Origin of the sequence: Streptomyces manipurensis (genome assembly GCF_049570255.1) — a bacterium.
Taxonomy (GTDB): domain Bacteria; phylum Actinomycetota; class Actinomycetes; order Streptomycetales; family Streptomycetaceae; genus Streptomyces; species Streptomyces manipurensis.
Genome location: NZ_CP186950.1, coordinates 1,418,664 through 1,443,829 on the forward strand (window position 1 = coordinate 1,418,664; position 25,166 = coordinate 1,443,829).

23 protein-coding genes are annotated in these 25,166 nt (G+C 72.2%); 3 read left to right on the top strand and 20 right to left on the bottom strand.

Annotated features, from left to right (window positions below):
• Positions 1-18 precede the first annotated feature (18 nt).
• Positions 19-795 (top strand): DUF4253 domain-containing protein, encoded by a 777-nt coding sequence (locus ACPU2J_RS06500; RefSeq protein WP_420081383.1) that lies wholly within the window; start codon positions 19-21, stop codon positions 793-795.
• 206 nt (positions 796-1,001) lie between these two features.
• Here ACPU2J_RS06500 and ACPU2J_RS06505 read toward each other — a convergent pair whose 3' ends face one another.
• Positions 1,002-2,462, bottom strand: coding sequence for an RsmB/NOP family class I SAM-dependent RNA methyltransferase (locus ACPU2J_RS06505; protein ID WP_365078645.1), 1,461 nt, complete (start codon positions 2,460-2,462; stop codon positions 1,002-1,004).
• Between the two features lie 71 nt (positions 2,463-2,533).
• On the bottom strand, positions 2,534-3,478 hold the full coding sequence (fmt, locus tag ACPU2J_RS06510) for a methionyl-tRNA formyltransferase (RefSeq protein ID WP_361593744.1): 945 nt from the start codon (positions 3,476-3,478) through the stop codon (positions 2,534-2,536).
• Between the two features lie 336 nt (positions 3,479-3,814).
• Between fmt and ACPU2J_RS06515 the strand changes: the two genes are divergently transcribed.
• The gene (locus ACPU2J_RS06515) at positions 3,815-4,360 is read left to right on the top strand and encodes a hypothetical protein (protein WP_361593742.1); all 546 of its coding nucleotides are present in this window, start codon (positions 3,815-3,817) and stop codon (positions 4,358-4,360) included.
• A gap of 156 nt (positions 4,361-4,516) precedes the next feature.
• On the opposite strand, the gene ACPU2J_RS06520 is transcribed toward ACPU2J_RS06515, so the two are convergent.
• The 14 genes from ACPU2J_RS06520 to pyrR form a co-directional block, all read right to left on the bottom strand.
• On the bottom strand, positions 4,517-6,649 hold the full coding sequence (locus tag ACPU2J_RS06520; RefSeq protein ID WP_420081382.1) for a primosomal protein N': 2,133 nt from the start codon (positions 6,647-6,649) through the stop codon (positions 4,517-4,519).
• A gap of 95 nt (positions 6,650-6,744) precedes the next feature.
• On the bottom strand, positions 6,745-7,953 hold the full coding sequence (gene metK / locus ACPU2J_RS06525) for a methionine adenosyltransferase (protein WP_365078640.1): 1,209 nt from the start codon (positions 7,951-7,953) through the stop codon (positions 6,745-6,747).
• A 197-nt stretch (positions 7,954-8,150) separates the two neighbouring features.
• Positions 8,151-9,365 (bottom strand): bifunctional phosphopantothenoylcysteine decarboxylase/phosphopantothenate--cysteine ligase CoaBC, encoded by a 1,215-nt coding sequence (coaBC, locus tag ACPU2J_RS06530; protein ID WP_423832941.1) that lies wholly within the window; start codon positions 9,363-9,365, stop codon positions 8,151-8,153.
• 128 nt (positions 9,366-9,493) lie between these two features.
• Positions 9,494-9,766: a DNA-directed RNA polymerase subunit omega gene (gene rpoZ / locus ACPU2J_RS06535; RefSeq protein WP_004948662.1), complete on the bottom strand. Its 273-nt coding sequence runs from the start codon at positions 9,764-9,766 to the stop codon at positions 9,494-9,496.
• Positions 9,767-9,839: 73 nt separating this feature from the next.
• Positions 9,840-10,403: a guanylate kinase gene (gene gmk / locus ACPU2J_RS06540; RefSeq protein WP_361593734.1), complete on the bottom strand. Its 564-nt coding sequence runs from the start codon at positions 10,401-10,403 to the stop codon at positions 9,840-9,842.
• Positions 10,404-10,464: 61 nt separating this feature from the next.
• Complete coding sequence (locus tag ACPU2J_RS06545) at positions 10,465-10,788, bottom strand: integration host factor (protein ID WP_030008746.1); 324 nt, start codon at positions 10,786-10,788, stop codon at positions 10,465-10,467.
• A 304-nt stretch (positions 10,789-11,092) separates the two neighbouring features.
• Complete coding sequence (pyrF, locus tag ACPU2J_RS06550; protein WP_423832942.1) at positions 11,093-11,926, bottom strand: orotidine-5'-phosphate decarboxylase; 834 nt, start codon at positions 11,924-11,926, stop codon at positions 11,093-11,095.
• Positions 11,923-13,032 (bottom strand): quinone-dependent dihydroorotate dehydrogenase, encoded by a 1,110-nt coding sequence (locus ACPU2J_RS06555; protein ID WP_420081381.1) that lies wholly within the window; start codon positions 13,030-13,032, stop codon positions 11,923-11,925. The genes pyrF and ACPU2J_RS06555 overlap by 4 nt, the downstream gene beginning before the upstream one ends.
• A gap of 99 nt (positions 13,033-13,131) precedes the next feature.
• On the bottom strand, positions 13,132-16,440 hold the full coding sequence (gene carB, locus ACPU2J_RS06560) for a carbamoyl-phosphate synthase large subunit (RefSeq protein WP_423832943.1): 3,309 nt from the start codon (positions 16,438-16,440) through the stop codon (positions 13,132-13,134).
• Positions 16,433-17,581 (bottom strand): glutamine-hydrolyzing carbamoyl-phosphate synthase small subunit, encoded by a 1,149-nt coding sequence (carA, locus tag ACPU2J_RS06565; RefSeq protein ID WP_420081379.1) that lies wholly within the window; start codon positions 17,579-17,581, stop codon positions 16,433-16,435. The genes carB and carA overlap by 8 nt, the downstream gene beginning before the upstream one ends.
• The gene (locus ACPU2J_RS06570; RefSeq protein WP_361593726.1) at positions 17,578-18,159 is read right to left on the bottom strand and encodes a hypothetical protein; all 582 of its coding nucleotides are present in this window, start codon (positions 18,157-18,159) and stop codon (positions 17,578-17,580) included. Before ACPU2J_RS06570 ends, carA begins: the two co-directional genes overlap by 4 nt.
• Positions 18,156-19,442: a dihydroorotase gene (locus ACPU2J_RS06575; protein WP_423832944.1), complete on the bottom strand. Its 1,287-nt coding sequence runs from the start codon at positions 19,440-19,442 to the stop codon at positions 18,156-18,158. Before ACPU2J_RS06575 ends, ACPU2J_RS06570 begins: the two co-directional genes overlap by 4 nt.
• A 2-nt stretch (positions 19,443-19,444) precedes the next feature.
• On the bottom strand, positions 19,445-20,434 hold the full coding sequence (locus ACPU2J_RS06580; protein WP_030965744.1) for an aspartate carbamoyltransferase catalytic subunit: 990 nt from the start codon (positions 20,432-20,434) through the stop codon (positions 19,445-19,447).
• A gap of 129 nt (positions 20,435-20,563) precedes the next feature.
• Positions 20,564-21,139: a bifunctional pyr operon transcriptional regulator/uracil phosphoribosyltransferase PyrR gene (pyrR, locus tag ACPU2J_RS06585; protein ID WP_361593720.1), complete on the bottom strand. Its 576-nt coding sequence runs from the start codon at positions 21,137-21,139 to the stop codon at positions 20,564-20,566.
• A 272-nt stretch (positions 21,140-21,411) separates the two neighbouring features.
• Between pyrR and bldD the strand changes: the two genes are divergently transcribed.
• The gene (gene bldD / locus ACPU2J_RS06590) at positions 21,412-21,912 is read left to right on the top strand and encodes a transcriptional regulator BldD (RefSeq protein WP_360865953.1); all 501 of its coding nucleotides are present in this window, start codon (positions 21,412-21,414) and stop codon (positions 21,910-21,912) included.
• A 170-nt stretch (positions 21,913-22,082) separates the two neighbouring features.
• Here the strand turns inward: bldD and nusB are convergent, their stop codons facing one another.
• The 4 genes from nusB to ACPU2J_RS06610 form a co-directional block, all read right to left on the bottom strand.
• Positions 22,083-22,517: a transcription antitermination factor NusB gene (gene nusB / locus ACPU2J_RS06595; protein WP_045322065.1), complete on the bottom strand. Its 435-nt coding sequence runs from the start codon at positions 22,515-22,517 to the stop codon at positions 22,083-22,085.
• A 2-nt stretch (positions 22,518-22,519) separates the two neighbouring features.
• A complete protein-coding gene (gene efp / locus ACPU2J_RS06600) occupies positions 22,520-23,086 on the bottom strand; it encodes an elongation factor P (protein WP_361593717.1) in 567 nt (188 codons plus the stop codon).
• A gap of 59 nt (positions 23,087-23,145) precedes the next feature.
• Positions 23,146-24,252: a M24 family metallopeptidase gene (locus ACPU2J_RS06605; protein WP_420081377.1), complete on the bottom strand. Its 1,107-nt coding sequence runs from the start codon at positions 24,250-24,252 to the stop codon at positions 23,146-23,148.
• A gap of 86 nt (positions 24,253-24,338) precedes the next feature.
• Positions 24,339-25,109, bottom strand: coding sequence for an AAA family ATPase (locus ACPU2J_RS06610; RefSeq protein WP_361593713.1), 771 nt, complete (start codon positions 25,107-25,109; stop codon positions 24,339-24,341).
• Positions 25,110-25,166 lie beyond the last annotated feature (57 nt).

The window sequence follows — 25,166 nt, forward strand, 5'->3', positions numbered from 1 at the left end:
GGATCAAGGAGATACGGGATGGACAAGGCAGAAGCTTCAGAAGCCCTTCGGGCAGCGGGCTCCGCAGTGCTGCCGACCGCGATCGAGGAAGCCTGTGCGCCTTCCGGTCAAGTGATTCTGGGCCGCCCCGTCACAGCGCAGGAAGCAGAGACTCTGTGGAGGCAGATGCTCGGCGCCTGCAGCCGCTCGGGATGGCACCCCGTGCTCACGGTGGGACGTCCTTCCGACCTGGTGGACTCTTCCCACCACACTCATCCCGCCTTCGACGCACGGGCGTTCACAGCACCCCGCGAGATCGTCACCGAGATCGAATCGGCCGCCCTGGCGAAGTGCCTCGACGGCGCGGACGAAGAAGAAGCGGCGGAGTGGAAGGCCGACTTCGACCCCGATCAGTTGGCCGGCACCCTCAACCTGGAGCCCCGTCCCACCAGCCCGCGGAGGAATTTCCATCCCCACTGGCTGTGCCTGGTCGAAGCCCAGTACGGCTATTCGGTGCCGAGTATCCTGCCGGTCCACCCCAGCCCGAGGAACTGGGCCCACGGACCGGGCGACCGGGCGATGCTGGCTTCCGACCATGTAGCGTTTCTGCATACATGGAACACCCGATTCGGGGCCGAGTTGTTGTACATGGCACACAATGTGCTGATGGTCGATGTCCCCCAGCCTCCGCAAGAACCGCTCGCGGTGGCGCGGGCTGCGATCGAACAGTACGCGTACTGCCCCGACGAGAATGACACGACAACGTACGCGGAACTGCAGACTCGAAACGGAACCTGGCAATTCTGCTGGGACTGACCGTAGCGGTCGGTCGCGACACCGGTGGCCCGGCGGGATGCTCCCGCCGGGCCACCGGCACGCCCGGACGCCACGTGCGGCATGGCGGCCGTGGGCACAGCCCTCCAGGGCAGCCCGGCTCTCAGCGGCCTCGGCTTCGCCGAGCGCGGAGGCGATCCCGCCCCGGCCGGATCGGTCCGGGGCACGGAGCGGGCGGGCCCGTGGTGCTACGCGGTGCGCCGCAGGAGGGCCAGGTACATCGCGTCCGTGCCGTGCAGGTGCGGCCACAGCTGGACGTCCGGGCCGTCCCCCAGGCCGGGCACGCCCGCCATGTGGGGCCGGGCGTCGATCAGTTCGGCGGACACCGGGGTGGCACCCGCGCCGCGTCCCTTGAGGACGTCGTCCACGACCACCCGGGTCTCCGCCAGGTGCGGCGAGCAGGTCGCGTAGCCCACGACGCCGCCCACGCGCACCGCCGACAGCGCCTGCCGCAGCAGGGCCCGCTGGAGCGGGGCGAAGCCCTCCAGGTCCTCCGGGCGGCGGCGCCAGCGCGCCTCGGGGCGGCGGCGCAGGGCGCCGAGGCCCGAGCAGGGGACGTCCATCAGGACCCGGTCGAAGGAGCCGGGCAGCCACGCCGGACGGGTGCCGTCCGCCGCGATCACCTGGTACGGCCCCGGGTTGCCCGCGAGCGACCGCTCCACCAGGCGGGCCCGGTGCGGCTGCTTCTCCGAGGCCAGCAGGAACGCACCGCGCTCGGCCGCCAGGGCGCCGAGCAGCGCCGCCTTGCCGCCGGGGCCGGCGCAGCCGTCGAGCCAGCGCTCGTCGCGGCCCTCGACGGGCACGGCCGCCAGCGCCATCGCCACCAGCTGGCTTCCCTCGTCCTGCACGCCCGCGCGGCCCTCGCGGACCGCTTCCAGCGCACCGGGCTCACCGCCCTCGGCCATCCGGACGGCGTACGGCGACCAGCGTCCGGGCAGGGTCGTGTCCTCGCCGAGCGCGTCCACCAGCTCCTGGGGCGTGGACCGGCCGGGGCGCGCGACCAGGGTCACCTCGGGCCGCTCGTTGTCGGCCTCCAGCAGGTCCTCGATCCCGGCGCGGCCGCCGCCCAGGGCGTCCCACAGGGCGCTGACCACCCAGCGTGGGTGCGAGTGGTAGACGGCGAGGTGCTCCTCGGCGTCCTCGTCGTACGGCGGGGCCACCCGCTCCAGCCAGCCGTCCAGGTCGTGCGCGGCGATCCGGCGCAGCACGGCGTTGACGAACTTGGCGCGCCCGTCGCCGAGGACGACCCGGGCGAGCTCCACACTGGCCGAGACGGCCGCGTGGGTGGGGATGCGGGTGCCCAGCAGCTGGTGGGCGCCGAGCGAGAGCACGTCGAGGACCGGCGGGTCCACCTCGCGCAGCGGACGGTCGATGCAGGCCTTGATGACCGCGTCGTAGGTGCCCTGGCGGCGCAGGGTGCCGTAGACCAGCTCGGTGGCCAGGGCCGCGTCGCGGGCCTCGAAGCCCTCGTCCTGGCGGGCCTTCTTCAGCAGCGGGGGCAGGACGAGGTTGGCGTAGGCGTCGCGTTCGTCCACCGCCCGCAGCACCTCGAAGGCCAGCATCCTGACGGGGTCCTTCTTGGGCCGCCGGTAGGGCTTGGCCGGCCGCTTGCCTGCGGTGCTGCGCGGGGGACGGTGCTGTTCGCTCACGTGAAAGGTGCTCCGGGGTTACGAGGTGGTGCCGACTGCGGACCGGTGCCCGATCGGGGTACCGGCACCGTTCAGCCTACGTCGGCCCCGCCGAGCCGCTCGCCGGGAGCGATCCGCACCCCGCGCGCCCAGTCGGCGGCGCGCATCGGCTTCTTGCCCTGGGGCTGCACCCAGAGGAGTTCCACGGCGTGCGAGCCCGTGCCGACGTGGACGGTGTTCTTGGCCGGGGCCAGCAGGCCCGGCTCCAGGTCCGTGCGGTCGGGGACCGGGGCGAGGGAGATCACCTTGAGCCGCTCGCCGCGGAAGACGGTCCAGGCGCCGGGGGCCGGTGTGCAGCCCCGGACGACCCGGTCGGCGCGCATCGCGGGCGCGGTCCAGTCGATCCGCGCGTCCTCGACGGTGATCTTGGGGGCGAGGGAGACGCCGTCGGCGGGCTGCTCGACCGCGCGCAGGGTGCCGTCCTCGATGCCGTCCATGGTGGCGGCGAGCAGTCCGGCCCCGGCGAACGCGAGCCGGGTGAGCAGGTCGCCGCTGGTGTCGGCCGGGCGGATCTCCTCGGTCAGGATGCCGTAGACCGGGCCCGAGTCGAGGCCCTCCTCGATGAGGAAGGTGGAGGCACCGGTAACCTGGTCGCCCGCCATGATCGAGTGCTGTACGGGCGCGGCCCCGCGCCAGGCCGGCAGCAGCGAGAAGTGCAGGTTCACCCAGCCCCGCCGGGGGATGTCGAGGGCGCTCTTGGGCAGCAGGGCCCCGTAGGCGACGACCGGGCAGCAGTCCGGGTCGATCTCGCGCAGCCGGGCCTGGAACTCGGGGTCGCGCGGGCGGACCGGCTTGAGGACCTCGATCCCGGCTTCCTCGGCGCGCTGGGCGACGGGGCTCGCGACGAGCCGGCGGCCGCGCCCGGCGGGTGCGTCGGGCCGGGTGACGACGGCGGCGACCTCGTGCCGCCCCGAGGCGATCAGTGCGTCCAGTGCGGGCACGGCGACCTCGGGGGTGCCGGCGAAGACGAGCTTCACGGGGTCCAACCTCGCTGTATGGGCGCACACAGCAGCGCACCAGTCTGTGAAGGCGCCCCCCGCTGGAGCGGCGGGCTTCCACCCGACGGTCGCGGTCCGGCCCGAACCGACCCCGTTCGGAGCAGCCCCAAACTACCAGAAAGATCCACGCGCGCACTGGGCGAAGGGGGGCGTACGCCCGCATCCGCGCACCCGTCGCATATGCCGACCCGGCTGCACAGCGTGACCTGTACGACGGCTGGAGCGTTGGTCAAGAGAGATTGACCGAAACGGGCCGCGTGCGAACGGTGTGTGCGACCCGATCAGCCCTTCAGCACCGGTTCGAGAGGCTTCTTCATGGCCGACCACGCCACCCACGACGCCCAGGCCCGGGCGAGCCTGCACCTGCTGGTGCGGGACATCGAGCGGGTTCGCCGGCAGGTGGACGCTCTGCGTACGCTCACCGCCCAGCTCGGCAATGTGTACCGTCCCCGCCGGTCGGGCCCCTCCACGGGCTTCGTCGTCTACGGCCGGGCTCCCGCGCCCACCGTCCGCCTCGCCCAGGAGCTGCGGGACAGCGTGGAGACGCTGGTCACCGCCGCCGTGGACTTCGACCGCTCGCTCGGCTTCTCGTGGGACGCGGTCGGCTCCGCCCTCGGAGTGACCAAGCAGGCCGTGCACCGCCGCTACGGCGCCCGCCGGGCCCAGTCGGCGGAGGCGGCCGAGCCGCTGGCCGAGGGGACTACCACCCGGACCATGGGACCGCTGCCGACCGTCCCGGCCGCCCGTTCCGTGCCGCCGCAGCCGGTCCGCGAGGAGGCGCAGGCCGCGGCCGCTCCGCAGGCCCGGGCCCTCGCGGAGCCCTCCCGCTCCCCCGCCTTCCCCGGACCGCGCGGAGGCTGAGGCCGGCCCGCCGCCGGGGCGCCGACTCCCGACGGCCGGCCCCGTGCGCCGCGCCCCTGACCGCCCCCGGTGGGACGACCGTACGGTCCCCGCCGGGGGCTTCGGCGTCCCCTGCCGGTCACCGGCCGCGGGCGCCCGCCCCGGCCGCCGTCCGTCTCAGCCGATGTCCGTCGGGTCGATCCTGACCCGCACCGCGTCGGATGCGGCCACCCGCCGGGCCGTCCTGGCCGCCTGGGCCGCCTTCAGGGCGGCCGCCAGGGCCGCCCCGCTGCCCGGCGGCACCCGCACCAGGGCCCGTTCCCCGGGCGAGGGCTCCCCGCGCCGGCCGGGCAGCGGCACCGGGCCCAGGATCTCGGCGTCCGGCGGCAGCTCGGCCGCGGCCAGGAAGGACTCCACGGCAGCCGCTCGTCCCACGACGGACGCCATCCGCGACACGGGCGGGAAGCGCAGCTCGGCGCGCTCCGCCAGCTCACGCAGCGCGTGCCCGACCGGGTCCCACCGCACCAGGGCCTGGACGGGGCGCAACGTCGGCTCCGCGACGACGACCACCTGTCCACCGGCCCGGACCAGACAGGCGGCGGCGATCCAGCGGCGCAGCGCCTCCTCCCCGGCCCGCAGGTCGGGGAAGCCCAGCATGGCCCAGCCGTCCAGCAGCAGGGACGCGGCGTAGCCGGCCCCCTCGGCGACCGGTTCGGCGCCGGGCGTCGACACGATCAGGGCGGGGGCGTCGGGGACGCGCTCCAGGACGTGGTCGCGGCCCGAGGTGCGCACGGGCACGTCGGGGAAGACGCGCCCGAGCTCCTCCGCGGTGCGCCGGGCGCCGACGACCTGCGCCCGGAGCCGGAAGGACCCGCATTCCTCACAGTGCCAGGAGGTCTCCGCCAGCCCGCACCAGCCGCAGTGCAGCTCCCGCTGGTCGGGGGCCTCCAGCGGGCCCGCGCAGGTCCGGCAGCGGGCCGGTGTCCGGCAGCGCTCGCAGGCCAGCCGGGGCACGTACCCCCGGCGCGGCACCTGGACGAGGACGGGGCCGGTCTTCAGCCCCTCCCGTACGGTCTCCCAGGCCAGGCTGGGCAGCCGGGCGGCGCGGGCCGCCTCGTCGCGGGCGAGCAGCTCGTCGCCGACGGTGCGGACGCGGGGGGCGCAGGCCCGTACGGTCGCGCGGTCCGCGACCAGGGGGCGCGCCCATCCGGACTCGACGAGCTGAGCGGCCTCGACGGTGCAGCTCGTACTGCCCAGGAGGAAGCCGCAGCCCTCGGTCAGGGCGCGCAGCTGGAGCACCTCACGGACGTGCGGGAAGGGGGCGCTGGTGTCGCTGTGGCTGGAGTCCCCGTCGTCCCAGACCGCCACGAGGCCGAGCCGGTGGACCGGCGCGAACATCGCGGCGCGGGTCCCGACGACGGCCCGCACGGAGCCCCGGTGCACGGCGAGCCACTGGGAGTACCGCTTCTGGGGACCGGACTCGGCGGTGAGCACGGCGTGCAGCCCCTTGCCGACGAGGGCCGTCAGGGCCTCGTCGACCCGCGCGGCGGTGCGGCCGTCGGGGACCACGGCGAGCGCCCCGCGGCCCGAGGCCATCGTGGCGGCCATGGCCCGGGCCAGCTCCCCGGGCCAGGTCGGCCCGGGCAGGGCGGTCCACACGGTGCGCGGGCTCGCGCCGGAGGCCAGGTCGCGCAGGAGGGCGGGCCCGGCCGGGTAGCGCTCCCAGCCGCCGGGCTCGGGGGCCTCGGGCGGCGGCAGCGGGGCGGGCGACGGGCGGCTCTCGGCCTGTCCGTGGCGGGGCGGGATGGCCAGCTGAAGGACGTCGGCCAGGCTTCCGCCGTACCGGCGTGCGACGGCCCGCGCGAGGCGCTCGATCTGCGGGCTGAGGACCCGCTCGGGCGAGACCACCTGGGCGAGCGCGGCGAGCGGCCGGTCGTAGTCGGTCTCGGCGATCCGCTCGATCAGGTAGCCGTCGATCAGGCCGCCGCCCTCGCGGCGGCCGTCGCGGACCCGGCCCTCGCCGGCGCCGAACCGGACGCGGACGCGGACTCCGGGCTGGGCCTCCTCGGCGAGGTGCTCGGGGACGGCGTAGTCCCAGGTCTGGTCCAGGTGCAGGACGCCCTTGTTCACCAGCACCCGGGCGATCGGCAGCTCCCCCGCCAGCGCGGCTCCGCGCCAGGTGCGCGGCTTCGCCTTGGGGGCCTTGGCCTTGGACTCGGCGACCATGCCCCGGATCAGCGCGAGCTGTTCCGGCGGGCCGCCGGGATCCTCGTCCCAGCGCCGCTGCTCGGACTCGTTCGCGCTGCTCACATCCGCATTCTTACCAAACCGCACCGACAGCGCGCGGGCCCGGGAACGCGGAAGGCCCCGGACCGCGAGGGTCCGGGGCCTTCCGTGCTCGGGTCCTACAGACCGGCGGCGGCGCGCAGGGCGTCCACGCGGTCGGTGCGCTCCCAGGTGAAGTCCGGCAGCTCACGGCCGAAGTGGCCGTAGGCGGCGGTCTGGGCGTAGATCGGGCGCAGCAGGTCCAGGTCGCGGATGATCGCGGCGGGGCGCAGGTCGAAGACCTCGCTGATCGCGTCCTCGATCTTCTGGACCTCCACCTTGGCGGTGCCGAAGGTCTCGACGAAGAGACCCACGGGCTCGGCCTTGCCGATGGCGTACGCGACCTGCACCTCGCAGCGCGAGGCGAGACCGGCGGCGACCACGTTCTTGGCGACCCAGCGCATGGCGTAGGCGGCCGAGCGGTCGACCTTCGACGGGTCCTTGCCGGAGAAGGCGCCGCCGCCGTGGCGGGCCATGCCGCCGTAGGTGTCGATGATGATCTTGCGGCCGGTGAGGCCGGCGTCGCCCATCGGACCGCCGATCTCGAAGCGGCCGGTCGGGTTCACCAGGAGGCGGTAGCCCTCGGTGTCGAGCTTGATGCCGTCCTCGACGAGCTGGGCCAGGACGTGCTCGACGACGAACTCGCGGATGTCGGGAGCGAGCAGCGAGTCCAGGTCGATGTCGGAGGCGTGCTGCGAGGAGACGACGACCGTGTCGAGGCGGACGGCCTTGTCGCCGTCGTACTCGATGGTGACCTGGGTCTTGCCGTCGGGGCGCAGGTACGGGATGGTCCCGTTCTTGCGGACCTCGGACAGGCGGCGCGAGAGCCGGTGCGCGAGGTGGATCGGCAGCGGCATCAGCTCGGGGGTCTCGTCGCAGGCGTAGCCGAACATCAGGCCCTGGTCGCCGGCGCCCTGCTTGTCGAGCTCGTCCTCGTCGCCCTCGACGCGCTTCTCGTAGGCGGTGTCGACGCCCTGCGCGATGTCCGGGGACTGCGCGCCGATGGACACCGACACGCCGCAGGAGGCGCCGTCGAAGCCCTTCTTCGAGGAGTCGTAGCCGATCTCGAGGATCTTCTCCCGGACGAGCTGGGCGATCGGCGCGTACGCCTTGGTCGTCACCTCACCCGCGATGTGCACGAGACCCGTGGTGATGAGGGTTTCCACGGCCACGCGCGAGGTCGGGTCCTCGGTGAGGAGTGCGTCGAGGATCGTGTCGCTGATCTGGTCAGCGATCTTGTCGGGGTGGCCCTCGGTCACGGACTCCGAGGTGAACAGACGACGGGACACAACGCTCCCTGGGGTTGCAGCGGCTGCTGGCTGATCATTTGGCGGAACCACATCGGGGGCTGCGCCCGATCACGTTCCGAATGCAGTTTATCGGTCGCCACCGTAGCCCGGACCACCCGTCTCGCCCTATGGGAGCCGTGTGACCTGCGGCACGCACATTCTTGCGCACGGAGTCGACCGGCGAAAGGCACCTCGGTTCAGGCGCGTCGGGGCCGGAGCCGCTCGGCCACCCGGTCCCAAATCACCTCTGCCAAGGCCTCCTTCGGGCCGTAGGGCACGGGGAACTCCGACCCGTCGGAGGCCAGGACGACGGCTTCGTTCTCCTCGGATCCGAAGGTCCGGCTCTCCCCGACCTCGTTCACGACGAGAAGATCACATCCCTTGCGGCGGAGCTTGGCCCGCCCGTTGTCGAGGACGTCGTCGGTCTCGGCGGCGAAGCCGACGACCACCTGTCCCTCCAGCGCCCGGTCGGCGGAGATCTCGGCGAGGACGTCGGGGTTGCGCACCAGGGCCACCGGTGCCGGCTCCTCCCCGTCCTTCTTCTTGATCTTCCCGTCGGCGTACACGGCGGGCCGGAAGTCGGCGACGGCGGCGGCCATCACCACGGCGTCGGCGTCGGCCGCGGCCTTGAGCACGGCCTCCCGCAGCTGCACGGCGGTCCCCACCCGGACGACGTCCACCCCGGCCGGGTCGGCCAGCGCGGTGTTGGCCGCCACCAGGGTGACCCGGGCGCCGCGGGCGACGGCCGTGCGGGCGAGCGCGTAGCCCTGCTTGCCCGAGGAGCGGTTGCCGAGGAAGCGGACCGGGTCGAGCGGCTCCCGGGTGCCGCCCGCGCTGACCACGACGTGCCGGCCGGCCAGGTCGGGCGCGGCGGTCCCGCGCCGCAGGACCTGGCGGCACACCTCGAAGATCTCCTCGGGGTCGGGCAGCCGGCCCTTGCCGGTGTCCTTGCCGGTGAGCCGGCCGACGGCGGGCTCGATGACGACGGCGCCGCGCCGGCGCAGGGTGGCCACGTTCTCCTGGGTGGCGGGGTGCTCCCACATCTCCGTGTGCATGGCGGGGGCGAAGACCACCGGACAGCGGGCGGTCAGCAGGGTGTTCGTCAGGAGGTCGTCGGCGAGCCCGTGGGCGGCCTTGGCCAGCATGTCGGCGGTGGCGGGGGCCACGACCACGAGGTCGGCGCCCTGCCCGATGCGGACGTGCGGCACCTCGTGGACGGTCTCCCACACCTGCGTGGAGGCCGGGTTCCCGGACAGGGCCGCCCAAGTGGCCTCCCCCACGAAGTTCAGCGAGGAAGCCGTGGGCACCACCCGTACGTCGTGACCGGACTCGGTCAGACGACGGAGCAGCTCGCACGCCTTGTAGGCGGCGATCCCGCCGCTGACGCCCAGCACGACCTTCGGCTTACCCACCACGCACTCCTCTTCGACACACCCGGCACGTCCGACGCGTGCGGCTCTGATCGTCGTACCCACCCATGACACACCACAGGCCCGGCAGATGTTCTGCCGGGCCTGTGGTGAAAGGAATTCCTGGTGCCTTACTGGGCCGGGGCCTCGATGGCCTCGGAGGTCAGCAGACCCGCGTTGATCTCGCGCAGCGCAATCGAGAGCGGCTTCTCGTGGACGTGGGTGTCCACCAGCGGGCCGACGTACTCGAGCAGGCCCTCGCCGAGCTGCGAGTAGTACGCGTTGATCTGACGCGCCCGCTTGGCCGCGTAGATCACGAGGCTGTACTTCGAGTCCGTGGCCTCGAGCAGCTCGTCGATCGGCGGGTTGATGATGCCCTCGGGCGCAGTGATGGAAGAGGACACGCTCTACCTTCCGAAGATGGGTGAAAGATCGGCCTGACCTGCTGCCGGGCGACGCGTGGGCATCGATCGGCGATCAGACAACGTGCATCAAGGCTAGCAGCTCGCGTGCCACGTCCTCGACGGAGGTGTTGACGAGGGTGACGTCGAACTCGGACTCGGCAGCGAGCTCCACCTTGGCGGCGCCCAGGCGGCGCTCGATGACCTCGGCCGACTCCGTGCCCCGGCCGGTGAGCCGGCGGACCAGCTCGTCCCAGCTCGGCGGGGCCAGGAAGACCAGCTGTGCCTCGGGCATCGACTCGCGGACGAGCCGTGCTCCCTGGAGGTCGATCTCCAGCAGTACCGGCTCGCCGTTTTCCAGGCGCTCCAGCACCGCGCCGCGCGGAGTGCCGTAGCGGTTGCCCGCGAACTCGGCCCACTCCAGCAGCTCGCCGTTGGCGATCAGCTTGTCGAACTCGTCGTCGTTGACGAAGAAGTACTGGACTCCGTGTCGCTCACCGGGCCGCGGCTTGCGGGTGGTGGCCGACACCGAGAGCCATACCTCGGGGTGAACCTTGCGCATATGCGCGACGACCGTGCTCTTGCCGACCCCCGAGGGGCCGGAGAGCACGGTCAGCCGCGGACGAACCTCTGCTGCCATAGAGCGATTATCCAGGCTCTCGGGACTGCCTGAGAACACCGGGAGAACGCCAGGCGACGCCTCAGGCGCCGGTGCTGCCGAACTCGCGCTCCAGAGAGGCGATCTGGTTGGAACCGAGACCTCGGACACGCCGGGACTCGGAGATGCCGAGACGCTCCATGATCTGCTTGGCGCGGACCTTGCCCACGCCGGGGAGGGACTCGAGCAGGGCGGAGACCTTCATCTTGCCGATGACGTCGTTCTCCTGACCCGTCTTGATGACCTCCTGGAGCGAGGCGCCGGAGTGCTTGAGTCGATTCTTCACCTCGGCCCGCTCCCGGCGAGCCGCGGCGGCCTTTTCGAGCGCGGCTGCGCGCTGTTCAGGGGTAAGGGGCGGAAGAGCCACGCCTACGTCACCTCGGATGTCGAACTGTCGGATACGGACCGGTGGGGAACCCAAAGGCACCACACCTGGAGAGCTCCCGAACAGCGATGGAACTCGTTCGCTGCGCGTTCACTCTGCTCGGAGACTAGCGGCCAACACCGCTCCAGTCAGCGAGAACGAACGAAAAGTCCTGGTCAGCCTCCACTGAACCGTACATCACGGACAAAATACCCCCGTTTTGTCCGGTGAAGTACGTTCGAATTTCGTCAGGACGTGCGAGCCCCCGCTCCGCGCGGATGCGGAACGGGGTCGCGGACGTGTTCGGCTACGCCTCGACGGCCGCGCGGATCTCGTCCGCGAAGCGCGCCGCGGCCTCCCGCAGCGCCGCCGCGTCCGGACCGTGCCGGAGCACCCCGCGGGAGACGTTGGGCACCACGTTGCGCACGGCGGCGCCGAAGACCGCCTGGAGGTCCGCCGCGGTCGCGCCCTGCGCGCCGACGCCCGGGGCCAGCAGCGGGCCGTTGATGTCGAGGTCGAACGAGGACAGGTCGCCGAGCGTGGCGCCGACCACCGCGCCGAAGGAGCCCATGGGCGCGGCGCCGGCGTTCTCGGCGGCCAGGTGGCGCAGCATGGTCGCGCCGACGCTCAGCCCGTCCTCGCGCACCGCCCGCTGCACCTGCGCCCCTTCCGGGTTGGAGGTGAGGGCGAGGACGAACAGGCCGGCGCCGTTCTCCCGGGCCAGCTCCACGGCGGGCGCCAGCGAGCCGTAGCCCAGGTACGGGGAGACCGTCAGGGCGTCGGAGAAGAGCGGTGAGTCCTTGCGCAGGAAGGCCTCGGCGTACGCCGCCATGGTGGAGCCGATGTCGCCGCGCTTGGCATCCATGACCACCAGGCCGCCCGCCGCGCGGACGTCGGCGACCGTGCGCTCCAGCACGGCGACACCGCGGGAGCCGAACCGCTCGAAGAAGGCGGCCTGCGGCTTGAAGACGGCCACCTGGCCGGCCAGCGCCTCGACCACCGTCCGGGAGAACCGCTCCACGCCCGCGACGTCGTCGGCCAGGCCCCAGGAGTCCAGCAGGGACGCGTGCGGGTCGATGCCCACGCAGAGCGGGCCGCGGGTGTCCATCGCCTCGCGGAGGCGGGTTCCGAAGGGGGTCACTGTGCGTCCTTCCGGGTCTCGGCGCCCACCGCGTCGGCGAGGGTCGCGTACGGGCTGGCGGCCAGGCGTGCGGCCAGGCCCTTGTGGATGGCGCGGGCGTAGCAGGGGCCCTCGTAGATGAAGGCGCTGTAGCCCTGGACCAGGGTGGCCCCGGCGAGGATCCGCTGCCAGGCGTCCTCGGCGTTCTCGATGCCGCCGACGCCCACCAGGACCAGGCGGTCGCCCACGCGGGCGTACAGGCGGCGCAGGACCTCCAGGGAGCGCTCCTTGACGGGGGCGCCGGACAGGCCGCCGGTCTCCTTCACCAGGGAGGGCGCGGACTTCAGACCGAGGCCCTCGCGCGCGATGGTGGTGTTGGTGGCGATGATGCCGTCGAGGCCGAGCTCCAGCGCCAGGTCGGCGACGGCGTCCACGTCCTCGTCGGCGAGGTCGGGGGCGATCTTAACCAGCAGCGGGACCCGGCGGTCGGCGACCGTGCGGTCCGCGGCCTCGCGCACGGCGGTGAGCAGCGGCCGCAGGGACTCCGTGGCCTGGAGGTTGCGCAGGCCGGGGGTGTTCGGGGAGGAGACGTTGACCACGAGGTAGTCGGCGTGGCGGGCCAGGCGCTCGGTGGACAGCACGTAGTCGGCGGCGGCGTCGGCCTCCGGCACGACCTTGGTCTTGCCGATGTTGACGCCGACGACGGTGCGGAAGACGGGGGTGCGGGCGGCCAGACGGGCGGCGACGGCCTCGGAGCCCTCGTTGTTGAAGCCCATGCGGTTGATCAGCGCCCGGTCCGGGACCAGGCGGAAGAGCCGCTTCTTCGGGTTGCCGGGCTGCGGCAGGCCGGTGACCGTGCCGATCTCGACGTGGTCGAACCCGAGCATGGACATGCCGTCGATGGCGACGGCGTTCTTGTCGAAGCCGGCGGCCAGGCCGAAGGGGCCGTGGAAGCGCAGGCCCAGGGCCTCGGTGCGCAGCTCCTTGTGGCGGGGGGCGAGGTAGGCGGCGACGAAGGTGCGGAGCACCGGGGTGCGGGCGGCGAGGCGGATCCAGCGGAAGGCCGTGTAGTGGGCCCGCTCGGGGTCCATTCGCTTGAAGACCAGGTTGAAGAACAGCTTGTACATCGTCCGTTTTATCCCTTGAATCCCTTGTGCGCTCTGACGGACCTCATGAAAGGGGGGACACCGGTCGCTGTCGCCGGTGCCCCCCTCTCGAACGGGCTGCTAGTCGCGGGCCGCGATCAGGTGGTCCGCGTGCTCCTGGAGGGAGCGGACGCCCACGTCACCGCGGTTGAGCGCGTCGATGCCCTGGACGGCCGCGGCGAGCGCCTGGACCGTCGTCAGGCACGGGACGCCGCGCGCCACGGCCGCCGTGCGGATCTCGTAGCCGTCGAGGCGGCCACCGGTGCCGTACGGCGTGTTGACGATCAGGTCGACCTGGCCGTCGTGGATCAGCTGGACGACGGTCTTCTCGCCGTTCGGGCCCTCGCCCTCGCTGAGCTTGCGCACCACGGTCACGTTGATGCCGTTGCGGCGCAGCACCTCGGCGGTGCCGGAGGTGGCCATCAGCTCGAAGCCGTGGGCGACGAGCTCGCGCGCCGGGAAGATCATCGAACGCTTGTCGCGGTTGGCGACGGAGATGAACGCGCGGCCCTTGGTGGGCAGCGGGCCGTAGGCGCCGGCCTGCGACTTGGCGTAGGCGGTGCCGAAGACGGCGTCGATGCCCATGACCTCGCCGGTGGAGCGCATCTCCGGGCCGAGGACGGTGTCCACGCCGCGGCCGTGGATGTCGCGGAAGCGCGACCACGGCATCACGGCCTCCTTGACGGAGATCGGCGCGTCGATCGGCAGGGTGCCGCCGTCGCCGGTCCGCGGCAGCAGGCCCTCCTCGCGCAGCTCGGCGATGGTGCTGCCGAGGGAGATGCGCGCGGCGGCCTTGGCGAGCGGGACGGCCGTGGCCTTCGAGGTGAAGGGGACGGTCCGGGAGGCGCGCGGGTTGGCCTCCAGGACGTAGAGGATGTCGCCCGCCATCGCGAACTGGATGTTGATCAGGCCGCGCACGCCGACGCCCTTGGCGATGGCCTCGGTGGAGGCGCGCAGGCGCTTGATGTTGTAGCCGCCGAGGGTGATCGGGGGCAGGGCGCAGGCGGAGTCGCCGGAGTGGATGCCGGCTTCCTCGATGTGCTCCATGACGCCGCCGAGGTAGAGCTCGTTGCCGTCGTAGAGGGCGTCGACGTCGATCTCGATGGCGTCGTCGAGGAAGCGGTCGACCAGCACGGGGCGGGTCGGGGAGATCTCGGTGGACTCCGCGATGTACGACTCCAGGCGGGTCTCGTCGTAGACGATCTCCATGCCGCGGCCGCCGAGCACGTAGGACGGGCGCACCAGGACCGGGTAGCCGATCTCGTCGGCGATCGCCTTGGCACCGGCGAAGGTGGTGGCGGTGCCGTGCTTGGGGGCCGGCAGGCCGGCCTCGGCGAGGACCCGGCCGAAGGCGCCGCGGTCCTCGGCGGCGTGGATCGCCTCGGGCGAGGTGCCGACGACGGGGACGCCGTTGTCCTTGAGGGCCTGGGCGAGGCCGAGCGGGGTCTGGCCGCCGAGCTGCACGACGACACCGGCGATGGGGCCGGCGAGGGACTCCGCGTGGACGATCTCCAGCACGTCCTCGAGCGTCAGCGGCTCGAAGTACAGGCGGTCGGAGGTGTTGTAGTCGGTGGAGACGGTCTCCGGGTTGCAGTTGACCATCACGGTCTCGTAGCCGGCGTCGCTGAGGGCGAAGGAGGCGTGGACGCAGGAGTAGTCGAACTCGATGCCCTGGCCGATGCGGTTCGGGCCGGAGCCCAGGATGATGACCGCGGGCTTCTCGCGCGGGGCGACCTCGGACTCCTCGTCGTAGGAGGAGTAGAAGTACGGGGTCTTCGCGGCGAACTCGGCGGCGCAGGTGTCGACCGTCTTGTAGACCGGGCGGACCCCGAGGGCGTGGCGCACCTCGCGGACGACGTCCTCGCGCAGGCCGCGGATCTCGGCGATCTGGGCGTCCGAGAAGCCGTGGCGCTTGGCCTCGGCGAGCAGCTCGGGCTCCAGCTTCTCGGCGCCGGCGAGCTCGTCGGCGATCTCCTTGATCAGGAAGAGCTGGTCGACGAACCAGGGGTCGATCTTCGTGGACTCGAAGACCTCCTCCTGGGTGGCGCCGGCGCGGATGGCCTGCATGACGGTGTTGATCCGGCCGTCGGTGGGGCGGACCGCGGTGGCGAGGAGCTCCTCCTTGTCGCCGGGCTCGCCGACGAAGGTGAACTGGGAGCCCTTCTTCTCCAGCGAGCGCATGGCCTTCTGGAGGGCCTCGGTGAAGTTGCGGCCGATGGCCATGGCCTCGCCGACCGACTTCATGGTCGTGGTCAGGGTGGCGTCGGCGAGCGGGAACTTCTCGAAGGCGAAGCGCGGGGCCTTGACGACGACGTAGTCGAGCGTCGGCTCGAAGGAGGCCGGCGTCTTCTCGGTGATGTCGTTGGGGACCTCGTCGAGGGTGTACCCGATGGCCAGCTTGGCGGCGATCTTGGCGATCGGGAAGCCGGTCGCCTTCGACGCGAGCGCCGAGGAGCGCGAGACGCGCGGGTTCATCTCGATGACGATGACGCGGCCGTCGGCCGGGTCGATCGCGAACTGGATGTTGCAGCCGCCGGTGTCGACGCCGACCTCGCGGATGATCGCGATGCCGATGTCGCGCAGCCGCTGGTACTCGCGGTCGGTGAGGGTCATGGCCGGGGCCACGGTGATGGAGTCGCCGGTGTGGACGCCCATCGGGTCGAAGTTCTCGATGGAGCAGACGACGACCACGTTGTCCTTGGTGTCGCGCATCAGCTCCAGCTCGTACTCCTTCCAGCCGAGGATGGACTCCTCCAGGAGCACCTCGGTGGTCGGGGAGAGCGTGAGGCCCTGGCCGGCGATGCGGCGCAGTTCGTCCTCGTCGTGGGCGAAGCCGGAGCCGGCGCCGCCCATGGTGAAGGAGGGGCGGACGACGACGGGGTAGCCGCCGAGGGTGTCGACGCCCTTGAGGACGTCGTCCATCGAGTGGCAGATGACCGAGCGGGCGGACTCGCCGTAGCCGATCTTGGCCTTGACGGCCTCGACGACGCCCTTGAAGAGGTCGCGGTCCTCGCCCTTGTTGATGGCCTCGACGTTGGCGCCGATCAGCTCGACGCCGTACTTCTCCAGCACACCCTGCTCGTGCATGGAGATGGCGGTGTTCAGCGCGGTCTGGCCGCCGAGGGTGGGGAGCAGCGCGTCGGGGCGCTCCTTCGCGATGATCTTCTCGACGAACTCGGGGGTGATCGGCTCGACGTACGTGGCGTCGGCGATCTCCGGGTCGGTCATGATCGTCGCGGGGTTGGAGTTGACCAGGATGACGCGCAGGCCCTCGGCCTTGAGGACGCGGCAGGCCTGGGTGCCGGAGTAGTCGAACTCCGCGGCCTGGCCGATGACGATCGGGCCGGAGCCGATGACCAGGACGGACTGGATATCGGTGCGCTTAGGCACGCTCGGCCTCCATCAGGGATACGAAACGGTCGAAGAGGTACGCGGCGTCGTGCGGGCCCGCGGCCGCTTCGGGGTGGTACTGGACGGAGAAGGCCGGCTGGTCGAGCAGCTGGAGGCCCTCGACGACCTGGTCGTTCAGGCAGACGTGGGAGACCTCGGCGCGGCCGTAGGGGGTCTCGGAGACCTTGTCGAGGGGCGCGTCCACGGCGAAGCCGTGGTTGTGCGCGGTGACCTCGACCTTGCCGGTGGTGCGGTCCTGGACCGGCTGGTTGATGCCGCGGTGGCCGTACTTCAGCTTGTAGGTGCCGAAGCCGAGCGCGCGGCCCAGGATCTGGTTGCCGAAGCAGATGCCGAAGAGCGGGGTCTTGCGCTCCAGCACGCCCCGCATGACGGCGACGGGGCCGTCGGCGGTGGCCGGGTCGCCCGGGCCGTTGGAGAAGAACACGCCGTCGGGGTCGACCGCGTACACGTCCTCGACGGTGGCGGTGGCGGGCAGCACGTGGACCTCGATGCCGCGCTCGGCCATGCGGTGCGGGGTCATGCCCTTGATGCCGAGGTCGACGGCGGCGACGGTGAAGCGCTTCTCGCCGATCGCGGGGACGACGTACGCCTCCTTGGTGGCGACCTCGGCGGAGAGGTTCGCGCCCTTCATCTCGGGCTGCGAGCGGACCTTGGCCAGCAGGGCCTCGTCGCGGATGCCGACCCAGGTGTCACCGGAGAAGATGCCGACGCGCATGGCGCCGCGCTCGCGCAGGTGGCGGGTGAGGGCGCGGGTGTCGATGCCGGAGATGCCGACGACGCCCTGCCGGGTGAGCTCCTCGTCCAGCGAGCGCTGCGAGCGCCAGTTGGAGGGGATGCGGGCGGGGTCGCGGACGACGTAGCCGGAGACCCAGATCCGCGAGGACTCGGGGTCCTCGTCGTTGACGCCGGTGTTGCCGACGTGGGGGGCGGTCATCACGACGACCTGCCGGTGGTACGACGGGTCGGTGAGGGTCTCCTGGTAGCCGGTCATGCCGGTGGAGAACACGGCCTCGCCGAAGGTCTCCCCCACTGCGCCGTAGGCGCGGCCGCGGAAGATGCGGCCGTCCTCCAGGACGAGTACGGCGGGAGCTTTGGCTGCTCCCCTGGTGGAGGTCGTCATCGTTCGGCGCCTTCCGTCGTGATGGATGAGTTCATGAGGTTGATCGCTTCGACCCATGCGGCGTGCTCGGCCGCGCGGTCGGAGCGGAATCCGGAGTCGATCAGCTTGTCGCCGTGCGCCCAGGTGACGACGAGCAGACCGCCCTCGGTGAGTACCTTGCCCGCGATTCCCTTGTCGAGGCGGGCGCCGCGCAGCTGCGCGGCCGGTACGAAGAAGTCGCCGGCACCCGGTCGGACCACGTCCAGGCCCGCGTCGGTGAGCGTGAGCTCGACCCGGCTGCGGACGCCCAGACCGTGGGCGACGATCCGGTCGAGCCACTGCCCGGCGGTGGTGGAGCCGTGGTAGCGGCCGGTGAGGGCCAGCCGGTGCTCGGGGAGTCCGTCGGGGGTGGCGGGGAGCTCGGGCAGGTCGTTCTGCAGGGCTCCGCGCCATTTCCAGCCCTGCCGCATCAGCCAGTACACGAAGGCGACGAAGACGGCGAGCCCGATCACCCATGCGATGCGGGCGCCCACCTCGGTCACCTCCGCCGACTGTCGTTCGGCGGCCTCCGCGGCCAGTTGGATCACTGCAGGTGTCACGCGAGATTCCCGTCCACGACCGTTGCCCGGCCCCGCAGGAAGGTGTGAGTGACGCGTCCCGGGAGCTCGCGGCCCTCGTAGGGCGTGTTGCGGCTGCGGGAGGCGAAGCGTGCGGGGTCCACGACACCACGGTACGAGGTGTCGACCAGGGTGAGGTTCGCGGGTTCACCTGCCGAGACGGGACGGCCGTGGTTCTCGAGACCGCCGATGCGCGCCGGGGCGGCGCTCATGCGGTCGGCAACGCCCGCCCAGTCCAGCAGCCCGGTCTCCACCATCGTCTGCTGGACGACGGAGAGCGCGGTCTCCAGGCCGACCATGCCCATGGCGGCGGCGGCCCACTCGCAGTCCTTGTCCTCGTGCGGATGCGGGGCGTGGTCGGTGGCGACGATGTCGATCGTGCCGTCGGCGAGCGCCTCGCGCAGGGCCATGACGTCGCGCTCGGTGCGCAGCGGCGGGTTGACCTTGTAGACCGCGTTGTACGAGCGGACGAGCTCGTCGGTGAGGAGCAGGTGGTGCGGGGTGACCTCGGCGGTGACGTCGATGCCGCGGGACTTGGCCCAGCGGACGATCTCGACGGAGCCGGCGGTGGAGAGGTGGCAGATGTGGACGCGGGAGCCGACGTGCTCGGCGAGGAGGACGTCGCGCGCGATGATCGACTCCTCGGCGACGGCGGGCCAGCCGCCGAGGCCGAGCTCGGCGGAGACGATGCCCTCGTTCATCTGGGCGCCCTCGGTGAGGCGGGGCTCCTGGGCGTGCTGGGCGACGACGCCGCCGAAGGCCTTCACGTACTCCAGGGCGCGGCGCATGATCACGGCGTCGTCCACGCACTTGCCGTCGTCGGAGAAGACGGTGACGCGGGCGGCGGACTCGTGCATGGCGCCCAGCTCGGAGAGCTGCTTGCCCTCCAGGCCGACGGTGACGGCGCCGATGGGCTGCACGTCGCAGTAGCCGGACTCCTTGCCCAGGCGCCACACCTGCTCGACGACGCCGGCGGTGTCGGCGACCGGGAAGGTGTTCGCCATGGCGAAGACGGCGGTGTAGCCGCCGGAGGCCGCGGCGCGGGTGCCGGTCAGGACGGTCTCGGAGTCCTCGCGGCCGGGCTCGCGCAGGTGGGTGTGCAGGTCGACGAGGCCGGGGAGGAGGACCTGGCCCTCGGCCTCGATGACGGTCGCGCCCTCGGCGGACAGGCCGGTGCCGACCTCCGCGATGGTCTCGCCGTCGATCAGGACGTCCTGCGCCTCGCCGCCGAGGACCTTCGCGCCACGGATAAGGATCTTGCTCATGGTTACTTGCTCTCCTCGGTACGCGCGGCGGGGGTGGTGGTGACGGCGGGCTCGGATCCGCCGAGCAGCAGGTAGAGGACGGCCATCCGGGTGGAGACGCCGTTGGCGACCTGCTCGACGGCCGTGCAGCGGTCGGAGTCGGCGACCTGGGCGGTGATCTCCATGCCGCGGTTCATCGGGCCGGGGTGCATCACGATGGCGTGCTCGGGCATCTTGGCCATCCGGTCGCCGTCGAGCCCGTACCGGCGGGAGTACTCGCGCTCGGTCGGGAAGAAGGCGGCGTTCATGCGTTCGCGCTGCACACGCAGCATCATCACCGCATCGGACTTCGGCAGCACGTCGTCGAGGCTGTAGGAGACCTCGCAGGGCCAGGTCTCGACGCCGATCGGGACCAGGGTGGGCGGGGCCACCAGGGTGACCTCGGCGCCGAGGGTGTGCAGCAGGTGGACGTTGGAGCGGGCCACCCGGCTGTGCAGCACGTCGCCGACGATGGTGATGCGGCGGCCGGAGAGGTCCTTGCCGAGGCCGGCGTCCCGGCCGACCAGGCGGCGGCGCATGGTGAAGGCGTCCAGCAGGGCCTGGGTGGGGTGCTCGTGGGTGCCGTCGCCGGCGTTGACCACGGCGGAGTCGATCCAGCCGGAGGTCGCGAGCCGGTAGGGGGCGCCGGAGGCGTGGTGGCGGATGACGACCGCGTCGGCGCCCATCGCCTCCAGGGTCAGCGCCGTGTCCTTCAGGGATTCGCCCTTGGAAACGGAGGAGCCCTTGGCGGAGAAGTTGATGACGTCCGCGGAGAGCCGCTTGGCGGCCGCCTCGAAGGAGATCCGGGTGCGGGTGGAGTCCTCGAAGAAGAGGTTGACGACGGTGAGGCCGCGCAGGGTGGGCAGCTTCTTGATCGGCCGGTCCGCGACGCGGGCCATCTCCTCGGCGGTGTCGAGGATCAGGACGGCGTCGTCGCGCGTGAGGTCGGCGGCCGAGATGAGGTGGCGCTTCATCTGGATGGCTCCGTAGGTCGGGAGGGCGGGATGCAGGCGGACTGACGTGCAGCGGACTGACGTACAGGGGTGCGAGCGGGCAGGGCAGGGCTCGGCGCGGACCCCGCCGGGGTCCGTCGTCGTGGTGGGCTACTGCCCTGCTGCCGGGGCGGTCCGCTGGCCGAGCAGCACGGCGTCACGGCCGTCCTCCTCCTGGAGCTGGACCTTGACGGTCTCCCGCAGCGACGTGGGGAGGTTCTTGCCGACGTAGTCGGCGCGGATCGGCAGCTCGCGGTGGCCCCGGTCGACGAGGACGGCGAGCTGCACCGCGCGGGGGCGGCCGAGGTCGCCGAGGGCGTCGAGCGCGGCGCGGATGGTGCGGCCGGAGAAGAGGACGTCGTCGACGAGGACGACGAGGCGGCCGTCGAGGTCGTCACCGGGGATCTCGGTGCGGCCGATCGCGCGGGCGGGCTTCATCCGCAGGTCGTCGCGGTACATGGTGATGTCGAGGGAACCGACCGGGATCTTCGTGCCGGTGATCTCTTCGAGCTTGGCGGCCAGCCGGCGGGCCAGGTACACACCGCGGGTGGGGATGCCGAGGAGCACCACGTCGTCGGCGCCCTTGGCGCGTTCGACGATCTCGTGGGCGATACGGGTCAGGACCCGTGCGATGTCCTGCGCCTCCAGTACGGGGCGCGCGGAATCGGAGTTCTGCTGGGCGTCCATGAAAAGGACCTCCTTCTCCGCCTCACGGGACGGACCTTAAAGGACGTCTGATGTACGTCTCACACGGTACCAGGGCCGGACGGGTGACCCGGCACCGGCCCGGCGTGCGGGGACGCCCACGGGCCGTCGGCGGCCGCCCGCCGAGGGCGGCGGTGACCATTCGGCTTGACGCACCCAAGTAACGCTGCGTAACCTCACAGTGAGTTACCAGCCCGCGCGGCGGAGCCGCATGGTGTCCATGTAGTCACAGCGTCACAGCGTCCGGGAGCGTTATGTCCAGCGAATACGCCAAACAGCTCGGGGCCAAGCTCCGCGCCATCCGCACCCAGCAGGGCCTCTCCCTCCACGGTGTCGAGGAGAAGTCCCAGGGCCGTTGGAAGGCCGTGGTGGTCGGGTCCTACGAGCGCGGGGACCGCGCCGTGACCGTCCAGCGCCTTGCCGAGCTCGCGGACTTCTACGGGGTGCCGGTGCAGGAGCTGCTGCCGGGTACGACGCCCGGCGGTGCGGCCGAGCCGCCGCCGAAGCTGCGCCTCGACCTGGAGCGGCTGGCGGGCGTTCCCGCCGAGAAGGCCGGCCCGCTGCAGCGCTACGCGGCGACGATCCAGAGCCAGCGCGGCGACTACAACGGCAAGGTGCTCTCGATCCGCCAGGACGACCTGCGCACCCTGGCCGTCATCTACGACCAGTCGCCCTCGGTCCTGACCGAGCAGCTCATCAGCTGGGGCGTGCTGGACGCCGACGCCCGTCGCGCCGTGGCGCACGAGGAGATCTGAGACCCCGGTCTCCAGACCAGCAGAAACGTTACCGGTGGCTGCCGGACCCCCTCGGGGGGCCGGCAGCCACCGGCTTTTTCACGCCCTCGCGCACAGCCGGAAGGGCCCGCAGCGTGTGCGCTGCGGGCCCTTCCGTATGGCGGTGCCAGTGCTGGTGCCGCGTGCGGTGGTCAGCTCTCGCTGCGCCGCAGGCTCGGCTTCAGGTCCTTGAAGCGGGCCAGCAGCCCGTTCACGAACGAGGGGGACTCGTCCGTCGAGAACTCCTTGGCCAGCTGGACGGCCTCGTCGATGGCCACGGCGTCCGGGGTGTCGTCCACCCAGATCAGCTCGTAGGCACCGAGCCGCACGATGTTCCGGTCCGCGGCCGGCATGCGGTCCAGGTCCCAGTCCACGGCGTAGGTGACGATCAGGTCGTCGATGCGGTTCACCTTGTCGGCGTACCCCTCGACGAGATCCATCGTGAAGGCGTTCACCGGCGGCTGCCGGTCGTCCGACCGCGCGTGGCGGATCCAGTCCGCGAGGACCTCGCGGACGGACACCCCGCGCTGGTCGGCCTCGAAGAGGATCTGGAAGGCGCGCTTGCGCGCGTTGCTCCGGGCAGCCACGGTTAGCTGTTCACCCGGCCGAGGTAGTCGCTGGTGCGGGTGTCGACCTTGACCTTCTCGCCGGTGTTGACGAAGAGGGGGACCTGGATCTCGTGGCCGGTCTCCAGCTTCGCCGGCTTGGTGCCGCCGGTGGAGCGGTCGCCCTGGACGCCCGGGTCGGTGTGCTCGATGGTGAGCTCGACGGCGGCGGGCAGCTCGACGTACAGCACCGAGCCCTCGTGCTGCGCGACCGAGGCGGTGAAGCCCTCGATGAGGAAGTTGGCGGCGTCGCCGACGGCCTTGCGGTCGACCATCAGCTGGTCGTAGGTCTGCATGTCCATGAAGACGAAGTACTCGCCGTCCATGTACGAGAACTGCATGTCACGGCGGTCGATGGTGGCCGTCTCGACCTTCGTGCCGGCGTTGAAGGTCTTGTCGACGACCTTGCCGGAGAGCACGTGCTTGAGCTTGGTGCGCACGAAGGCCGGGCCCTTGCCGGGCTTGACGTGCTGGAACTCGACGACGGACCAGAGCTGGTCACCGTCGAGCTTGAGCACCATGCCGTTCTTGAGGTCGTTCGTGGAAGCCACGGTTGCGGAATCTCCTGCACTGGAAGACCACGGGCGCGCGCACAGCCCGGCAGTGCGGGCTAGAGCGCGAGCAGCTCCTTGGTCGTAATGGTGAGTAGCTCGGGACCGCCGTCCGCCTCGGGGCGCACGACGAGCGTGTCATCGATCCGGACACCTCCCCGGCCGGGGAGGTGAACCCCCGGTTCGACGGTGACCGGCACGCAAGCGTCCAGTTTACCCATTGCCGTAGGTGCAAGCTGCGGGTCCTCGTCGATTTCGAGGCCGACCCCGTGCCCGGTCCACGGAGCGAGGGCTTCCGCGTGCCCTGCCGAGTCCAGGACGGAACGGGCCGCGTGGTCCACCTCCCGGTACGCGGCCCCCGGCAGCAGGGCCTCCCGGCCCGCCCGCTGGGCGCTGAAGACCACGTCGTAGAGGTCGATCTGCCAGTCGGCGGGCGTGGTGCCGATCACGAAGGTCCGGCCGATCTCGCACCGGTAGCCGCGGTAGCTGGCGCCGAGGCAGACGGAGAGGAAGTCGCCCTCCTCCACGCGCCGGTCGGAGGGCCGGTGCCGGGAGCGCCCGGAGTGCGGTCCGGTGCCGACGGAGGTGGGGAAGGCGGGGCCGTCCGCCCCGTGGTCGACGAGCCGCCGCTCCAGCTCCAGCGCCAGATGGCGTTCGGTGCGTCCGACCAGGATGGACTCCAGAAGCTCGCCGAGGGCCTGGTCGGCGATCTCCGCCGCGATCCGCAGGCAGGCGATCTCCCCTTCGTCCTTGACCAGCCGCTGCTGCTCCACGGCCGTGCCGAGGTCGGTGAGGCGCAGCCTGGGCGCGACGGAGGTGAGGGCGCGGTGCCGGGCGACGGTGAGGTGGTGCTCCTCCACGGCGAGCGAGTCGGCGCGTGCGGCCGCGGCGGCGTCCGCCGCGGCGACGGCCGGGTCGCCGCCGCGGCCCGCGAGCACGGAGACCCTGAGGTGCTCGTCGAGGCGGCCCTCGTCGACCTCCCCGGTGGGCGCGCCGGCGCAGAACATCACGTCGTCGGCGGGGCCGACGAGCAGGACGGCGCCCAGCGGCGAGGCGCCGGAGAGGTAGCGGACGTTCGCCGGACGCGTGATCAGCGCGGCGGCGTTCCCCGCGGCGGCGCAGCGGTCGCGGAGCAGGCCTCGACGGGCGGCGTACACGTCTGACATGTCTTCGAGACTACGAGCGCGCCGCCGATCCGGCCCGGCGAGCGCGTCCGGACGGGCGCGGGGCCCGGGCCCCGCCCGGACGACGGCTACCAGCCGCCGGGTGCCGAGAGCGAGCGGGCCAGGGCCTCGTCCAGGGCGCGGGCGGTGCCCTCCACGTCGAGGTGGGAGTTGTCGATGATCGGCAGGCCCGAGCCGTACCAGCCGGCCATCCGCCCGTGGATGCGGGCGACTTCCTCGTCCGAGAGCCGGCGGTTGCCGGAGCGTTCCGCGTTGCGCTCCAGGACGATCTCCAGGCCGGGCAGCAGTACGACGGGCAGCAGGGCCGGGCCCACGTGCCGCTTCCAGCCGCCGAGCCCCACCACGGGCCGGTCGGGGAAGACCGCGTCGTCGAGGATGCAGGAGATGCCGTTGGCGAGGTAGTTGCGGGCCGCGAAGCCGCAGGTGCGGCGGGCGAGCCGGTACTGGGCCTCGGAGTGCTCGTTCCAGCCGGCCTGGGGGTCGGCGAACCCCGAGCAGACCCATTCTCGGACGTCGTCCAGGCTGACGTGGGCGGTCGGCACCGGGCGGGTGCTGGCCCAGTGCCGGGCCACGGTGGTCTTGCCGGCGCCGGCCGGCCCGATGAGCAGCACGGCGAGCACCGCGCCGCCCGTCCCGGCCACCGCGGGCGGCAGCGGGATGTGCCCGGTCGCCTCCGGTACGGGTGGCACCGGGGGCTGCTGGGGCGGGGGCTGGTGGTGCGGAGACTGCGGCGGGGGAGGGGCGGGCCAGCCCTGCGCCGGGGGTATCGGCGGCTGCGGCGGTGCCGCCGGCTGCGGTCCCGGCTGCCCCCAGGCGCCGCCGCCCACTCCTTGCTGCATCCGCTGCCACTCCGTCTCGTTCCTGCGACTGATGCGAGAACGTTATATGACCGCAGG